Below are 8,513 nucleotides of genomic sequence, written 5' to 3'. Positions count from 1 at the left end.
AATCTGAAGAAATCATCATGAATGCTGATTGTTTCAGGATCAAGTCCCAGCACTTCACCATAGATCTGGCATAATTTCGTCTGAAGTTCGGTTTCTGGAGCAATATAATGGCTGCTTCCTGTAAAATCAGGTTCAGGTAAAGCCTTCTTATCCAGCTTCCCATTGATGGTCAGTGGTAAAGAGGTCAGATGAATGTACACAGCCGGAACCATATATTCCGGTAAGGATGCTGAAAGATTTTCTGACAGCTTCAATGGATCTATTTCCGCTTCGGAAACATAATACCCTGCAAGATATTTTAATCCTGCATTATTTTCTTTGGCTAAAACAGCAACCTGGCTGATTCCGGGATAACCCAGCAACTGGTTTTCAATCTCTCCTAATTCAATTCTATATCCACGGATCTTCACCTGGAAGTCATTTCTGCCGATATATTCAAGCTCCCCGTTGGATAGCCAGCGTACCAAATCTCCGGTTTTATACAAGCGCCCGTTTTCTCCTTTTTCTTTCTGAGCTTCAGTTTGGAAAGGATTGACAATGAAGCGTTCTTCTGTCAGTTCAGGCCTGTTCAGATAACCTCTGGCAATGCCGGCTCCTCCTATATACAGCTCTCCTACTGCTCCTACAGGAACCACACGATGATGGCTATCCAGTACGTAAACCGTCATATTTCCGATCGGTCCTCCGATATTCACAGGGTTTTCATCTTCGTTATAGTGATGCAAAGTGGCACATACCGTAGTTTCTGTCGGTCCATACGCGTTGATCAGATCTACGCCTTGTTCTTTATACATTGCCATCACCTGCGGATTGGTGACATCGCCGGCAACCACAAGCTTTTCTAATGGTAAAATATCTTCTCTGGTCAAAAGAACCGGTGGAATCGTGGCGATGCTGATCGTATTGTCTTTAATATAATCTCTTAAAGAAGACAGGTCGGTCTGAAGTTCTTTTTCTAAAATATAGATCGTATGTCCATGGGTAATGGAAGGATACAATTCCCAAACGTGGGCATCAAATACATAATTGGCATACCAAAGGCAGTTTTTAAGATCTCCGGATAGCAACCCAAACTCCTTAGCTTCCTGATGGATCAGGTTGGCGACGTTCCGGTGTTCCACCATAACCCCTTTTGGAAGTCCGGTTGTTCCACTGGTGTAGATCACATAGGCCAAATGATTTGCTGTTGTTTTGGTTACAGGATTATTAGCATCATAGGTTTCAAGTATTGCTTTAAAGGCAACATCATCTAAAGAGATCACTTCTGCCCCCCAATTTCCAAGTCTTTCGGCCGTACTTTTCTGACCCAGAATCAATTGTGCCCCGGTATCCTTAAGGATATGGGAAACCCTCTCTGCAGGATAAGAAGCGTCCATCGGTACATACGCTGCTCCGGATTTTAATACCGCTAATATCGCGATCAGCATATTTTCAGAGCGCTCTAAACATAACGGAACAATATCATCAGGCTGAAGATTATAGGTATCAATTAGATAGTTCGCCAGGCGATTCGATCTTTCGTTCAATTCCCTGTAGGATATCTGTACATCCTGATACACCACAGCAACCCGCTCAGGAGTCTTTGAAACCTGATCTTCGAATAAATGATGAATGGTTTTTTCAGCATATACAGACTCTGTGGAATTCCAGTCTTCTGTTAGTGTTTTCTGAAGGTCTGCCGGAACTAAAGAAAGCTGACCCGATGTTATCTGTGCATTTTCCAGTATCTGAGCCAAAACATTCTTCATTCCCTCCATCAGCTGCTCCATGGTCTTCTGTTCAAAAAGAATGCCTTCATAATTGATCTTCATCGTTACGCTGTCTCCCTGTTCATAGGCCATTATTCCTAATGGGTAGTCAAGCTTTTCAACAGAATCCCTGAACACGAATCCTACTTCATTACTATCGTCTCCACCGGTAGGCACCGGATAGTTCTCGTATACAAACAGACTGCTGAACATACGTCTTGCATCCTGATGAAGTGCTCCCAGGCTGACATCACTATGGGTATTCAGCTCACTGATCCTATGCTGAATCCCGGAAATAATATCAACGGCTTTGCCTTCTGTATGCTGTACAATAAGCGGAAGTGTATTGATAAACAATCCTGCGGATGATTCTATATCATCAATAGGAAGGCTTCGCCCAGACACTGTGGTTCCCACCACTGTTGTTTCAGCCCCGCTATACAGAGCAAGCTGATTATGCCACAGGTACTGCAGAACTGCATTCACTGTAAATCCGTTATCTGTCGTGAATTTTTTCAGCTGATGATACTGAGTATCTGTCAGGGTCATTTGTACAGACTGATGGTCTTGTATCTGGCGGTAGGTTCCCAGATCCACAATTCTTTGAGATTCCTTTATCAGGCTGCTCAAATCTTCCTGATCCTGAAGGAGGTTCATATAGGTTTCCCAGAAACTACGGCTGCTGTCTTTATGCTGCTGAAGATATTTCTGAGTATTGACATAGGCGTGATCCGTCACAAACCCCGGATCCTGCTTTTTGATCAGATTCAGATAGATATCATGAATACTTTTAAGCACAACAGGCATACTCCAGCCATCCAAAACAGCATGGTGATTACTGAATAAACAGGTGTAATATTTCTCCGAACGTTTGAACAGGTATATCCTGAATAACCTTCCTCTGGAAAGGTCATAGACTTCAAAACGGTCCCTATAGGCAACTTCATGAATATATAACTCCTGCTGGTCCTCCACGATGCCACTGAGATCTTCAAATCTCCAGTCAAGTGTACTTTCCTTATCAATAATCTGAACAATCTCTCCGCTCCAGCTGAATCTGAGCCTCAATGCCGGGAACTGCTGCTGGGTATAGGACCACGCCTTTTTAAGGTTTTCAATATCTATTTTGGAATGGTAGTCCCAGATGAGCTGAACCCGGTACGAATCATCTGTATCTCCTTGTTTTAAAGCATGATATACAAATCCTTCTTGTAAACTGTTGGCTAAGAATATGTGTTCGGCTTCTCTGTATTCCTGGATTTCATCAAGCTGTTCTTTGTTTACAATATTTTCTACATCTGATGGCGTAAGGAAGCTTCGGGTATTACCGGAAAGTTCATTAATGATATCAATAAGGCAGTCTTTAAACTGTTGGGCCATGCGTTTTACCTGATCCTGAGGTAAATACGCTGCAATATTGAATCGAAGCTGACCGTCCACTATAGCCCCATTGATCCCTATAATGTGGCTTTCGCGGTTTGATGCTCCTATTGATAATCCGCTGTCTTCGGCTGCAATGAACCAGGTTTTTTCTGATGAGCTTTCTTCCTGATCAAGCTGTCCAAGATAGTTGAAACTGATTTTGGGAAGTTCATGCTTTGTATACCCCATAAGACTACCATATCCTATTCCGTTGTCAGGAATACTTCTTAATGCTTCTTTGGTCAAGACAACAGTTTCATTAAGCTGTTTTCCTGTTTCCAGCACGAGCGGATACATGGAGGTAAACCATCCTACTGTTTCTGTAATATCCAGATGACTGAAAACATCTTCACGGCCATGACCTTCCAGTACTACGGCATGATGGGATTCTCCTGTAAGTTCAGTAAGAGCAGAAGCTAATGCTGATAACAGCAAATCGTTAATCCTTGTGTGGTAAACATGATGGCTGCCTCTGATAAGCTTCTCTGTATTGTCTCTATCTAAAAGGAAAATATCATGATGGCTCTTCGGTACGGAAATCGATTCCAATGTTTTATTGATCGCTGGAACTATTTCTGCTGTATGCTTCCAATAAGCAAGTTCTTTTTCTCTGGACTCAGGTGTATTTATTTTGTAGTCTTTCACAGCTTCCACCCACTGGCGGTAGCTGCTTCCTTTTTGAGCAATTTTAATTTCCTCGCCTCTTTCGAGAGTCTGGTAGATATTCTTCAGGTCATCGGTAATGATTCTCCAGCTAACTGTATCAATGATAAGGTGATGGAACGCAAAGAAGATTCTTGCACTTCCGTTTTCATAGCCTGTTATATAAGCAATACGATACAACGGTCCTTTTTCTATATCGAACTGTGTCTGCCATTGGGTAAACTGCCGGGATAGTTTCTGCATCGTCATATTGGAAATGTCAAGATCATTGATTTCCGGGATTGCTTCTAATGCGTATTGTTGTGAATACACTCCATTTTCATTCGGATAATTGATTCTGAAAGCATCGTGTTTTTCAATAAGAATCCGAACGCTTTTCTCAAGAAGCTCTTTATCCAGTTCAGGCACATGGATCAGGAATGCTTGGTTCCAGTGGTTGAAGTCTGTCAGATATCCCTGCTCTTTTTGAGCAAAGAACCATTCCTGGATCGGTAATAATGAGATCTCTCCTTCCAATATTCCCTGCTCTGCCAAAATGCTAATGCTTTCATCCTGGTTTTTCTCTTCAATCAGAATCGATAATAAAGCAGCGGTACGTGCTGTAAAGACTTCTTTTACGCTTAGCCTTACCTCAAGCTGCTGTCTTATTCTTCCTACCAGCTGAATACTGATGATACTGTCACCGCCTAATCTGAAGAAATCATCATGAATGCTGATTGTTTCAGGATCAAGTCCCAGCACTTCACCATAGATCTGGCATAATTTCGTCTGAAGTTCGGTTTCTGGAGCAATATAATGGCTGCTTCCTGTAAAATCAGGTTCAGGTAAAGCCTTCTTATCCAGCTTCCCATTGATGGTCAGTGGTAAAGAGGTCAGATGAATGTACACAGCCGGAACCATATATTCCGGTAAGGATGCTGAAAGATTTTCTGACAGCTTCAATGGATCTATTTCCGCTTCGGAAACATAATACCCTGCAAGATATTTTAATCCTGCATTATTTTCTTTGGCTAAAACAGCAACCTGGCTGATTCCGGGATAACCCAGCAACTGGTTTTCAATCTCTCCTAATTCAATTCTATATCCACGGATCTTCACCTGGAAGTCATTTCTGCCGATATATTCAAGCTCCCCGTTGGATAGCCAGCGTACCAAATCTCCGGTTTTATACAAGCGCCCGTTTTCTCCTTTTTCTTTCTGAGCTTCAGTTTGGAAAGGATTGACAATGAAGCGTTCTTCTGTCAGTTCAGGCCTGTTCAGATAACCTCTGGCAATGCCGGCTCCTCCTATATACAGCTCTCCTACTGCTCCTACAGGAACCACACGATGATGGCTATCCAGTACGTAAACCGTCATATTTCCGATCGGTCCTCCGATATTCACAGGGTTTTCATCTTCGTTATAGTGATGCAAAGTGGCACATACCGTAGTTTCTGTCGGTCCATCCGCGTTGATCAGATCTACGCCTTGTTCTTTATACATTGCCATCACCTGCGGATTGGTGACATCGCCGGCAACCACAAGCTTTTCTAATGGTAAAATATCTTCTCTGGTCAAAAGAACCGGTGGAATCGTGGCGATGCTGATCGTATTGTCTTTAATATAATCTCTTAAAGAAGACAGGTCGGTCTGAAGTTCTTTTTCTAAAATATAGATCGTATGTCCATGGGTAATGGAAGGATACAATTCCCAAACGTGGGCATCAAATACATAATTGGCATACCAAAGGCAGTTTTTAAGATCTCCGGATAGCAACCCAAACTCCTTAGCTTCCTGATGGATCAGGTTGGCGACGTTCCGGTGTTCCACCATAACCCCTTTTGGAAGTCCGGTTGTTCCACTGGTGTAGATCACATAGGCCAAATGATTTGCTGTTGTTTTGGTTACAGGATTATTAGCATCATAGGTTTCAAGTATTGCTTTAAAGGCAACATCATCTAAAGAGATCACTTCTGCCCCCCAATTTCCAAGTCTTTCGGCCGTACTTTTCTGACCCAGAATCAATTGTGCCCCGGTATCCTTAAGGATATGGGAAACCCTCTCTGCAGGATAAGAAGCGTCCATCGGTACATACGCTGCTCCGGATTTTAATACCGCTAATATCGCGATCAGCATATTTTCAGAACGCTCTAAACATAACGGAACAATATCATCAGGCTGAAGATTATAGGTATCAATAAGATAGTTCGCCAGGCGATTCGATCTTTCGTTCAATTCCCTGTAGGATATCTGTACATCCTGAAACACCACAGCAACCCGCTCAGGAGTCTTTGAAACCTGATCTTCGAATAAATGATGAATGGTTTTTTCAGCATATACAGACTCTGTGGAATTCCAGTCTTCTGTTAGTTTTTTCTGAATATCTGCCGGAACAAAGGAAAGCTTTCCAAGTTTAATATGTTCAAGCTTATTTTCATTGCTATTAAAGGCCTGTTCAAGAATAAAATGATAAGAACGGATCATCGCATTAACCGTTTCTTTTGCAAAAATACTTTTGCTGTAATTAAACATTCCACGGATGGTTTCTTCACCATCATCAATCATCGTGGTAAGATCAAATTTCGCTACCTGATAATCCAGATTTCCATCGAAAGGAGCAAATAAAGCCTCCCCATCATGAATATCTTTACCAAAGCGCTGAAGACCAAACATCACCTGGAAGATCGGATGTCTGGATGTATCCTGCTCTATACCCAATTCTTCAACCAGCTTCTCAAATGGAAGATCCTGATGGGACTGTGCTTCCGTAACCGATTCTGCTACCTGAAGGATAAAATCTTTAAGGCTTTGCTCCGGATCAATATTTTCCCGTAATGCAAGGGTATTGACAAAGAATCCTATAATATCTTCAAGCCCGGCGTGATGACGATTGGCAATAGGGCTACCTATCACAAGATCATCCTGCCCCGTATAAGCGGAAAGCATCAGGTAATATCCTCCCAGCATAACACTGTACAAGCTGACACCCAGTTTTCTGGAGGTATTTCTAAGGCTTTTGGCAACTCCCGGGTCTATCGTAAAGTTGATGGTTTCTCCTTCATAAGATACCTGTGAAGGTCGTTTAAAATCGGCAGGAAGATCAAGATTCTGGAAGTCATTAAGTTTGTTTTTCCAATATCCCACCTGACGATCCAGCTGGCTGCCAACAAGATAGCTTCTCTGCCATAAAGCAAAGTCTTTATACTGAATTTTTAATTCCGGCAGCTGAGGTTTTGCTCCGTTAATCAAAGCTTCGTAGACCGCCTGTATCTCCCGTAAAAATATATCGGTAGACCATCCGTCAAAAGCAATATGATGAATCACAACTGATAGGTAATGGTCTGCATCTAAGCTGAAAAGGTTAATCTCCACAGGCAGTTCCTCATCCAGTTGGAAAACTTTATTCGCAATCCTGTTCACCGCTTCATCAAGCTCTGTTTTTGTTTCTATAGGGTGTCTGTGGATTTCCGGGCTGTGATCTGTTACCATCTGATACCCTTTTCCTTCATCTGTAGTACGAATAACGGTTCTTAATACTTCATGACGCATGATAATCGTCTCAAGGGCCTGACAAAGGATTGAAATATCTGTTTTTTCATTAAGACGGACCGTCATCGGAATATTATAGGCACTGCTGCCTCCTTCATAAGTTTCAATGAACCAAAGTCTTTCCTGGGCAAAGGACAATCTCTGCTCTTGCGGAGAACTGACTTTTACCGGGGTAATGATTAGCTCTTCATCATTATTTTGTTCAGTCAGCACATGAGAAAGAGAAGCGACCGTTTTGTGGCCAAATATAACAGCCACTCCGGCCTGTATATCCAGTACTCTTTTAATACCGCTGATCAGTTTTATCGCCATGATACTGTTTCCTCCAAGGCTGAAGAAATCATCATGGATTCCTATTGCTGAGGCATCCAATCCAAGGACTTCACCGTAGATCTGACACAGTCTTTCCTGAAGCTCATTCTCCGGTGCTGTATAATCTCTGCTTCCTGTAAATTCAGGCTCAGGTAGGCCCCGGCGGTCTAACTTCCCATTGATGGTTAAGGGCAGAGAGGTCAGATGAACAAATACGGACGGAACCATATATTCCGGTAATACTTCTGACAGGAAGGATGTAAGCATTCCTGCTTCTATAGAGGTATCCGAGACATAATAGCCTACAAGGTAGTTCATCCCGGCCTTATTTTCTTTGGCAAGGACCACCGACTGTCTTACTTCAGGGTATTCCTGAAGCCGGTTTTCAATCTCACCCAGCTCTATCCTATAGCCGCGGATCTTCACCTGGAAGTCATTTCTGCCAATGTATTCCAGTTCGCCATCGGAAAGACAACGCACAAGATCGCCTGTTTTATACAAAATCCCATTCTTCCCTTCTCCCTTCTCCTCGTCTGTCTGGAATGGATTTGCGATGAAACGTTCTGCGGTCAGTTCGGCACGGTTGAGGTAGCCTCTTGCGATTCCCGCTCCGCCTACATATAATTCGCCAACAGCTCCGACAGGAACGGCTCTCAGATGTTTGTCCAGGATATACATCCCCTGATCCGGGATATTCTCCCCAATCAAAGATGCTTTGTCAAGGTCTTCTACACTCAGTTCTTTATAGGTTACATGGACCGTTGTTTCGGTAATTCCATACATATTAATCAGCGTTGGTGATGAGCGGTAACGCTCATACCATGGTTTTAAAGAGGCCAG

1 protein-coding gene is annotated in these 8,513 nt (G+C 42.8%); it reads right to left on the bottom strand.

Going from position 1 to position 8,513, the window contains the following annotated elements:
* Positions 1–8,513: non-ribosomal peptide synthetase (locus DRF67_RS21120; RefSeq protein ID WP_115930281.1), on the bottom strand; the 8,513-nt coding region annotated here is incomplete at both ends.

Origin of the sequence: Chryseobacterium pennipullorum (genome assembly GCF_003384725.1) — a bacterium.
Taxonomy (GTDB): domain Bacteria; phylum Bacteroidota; class Bacteroidia; order Flavobacteriales; family Weeksellaceae; genus Chryseobacterium; species Chryseobacterium pennipullorum.
This window is presented reverse-complemented; position numbering and strand designations above follow the sequence as displayed.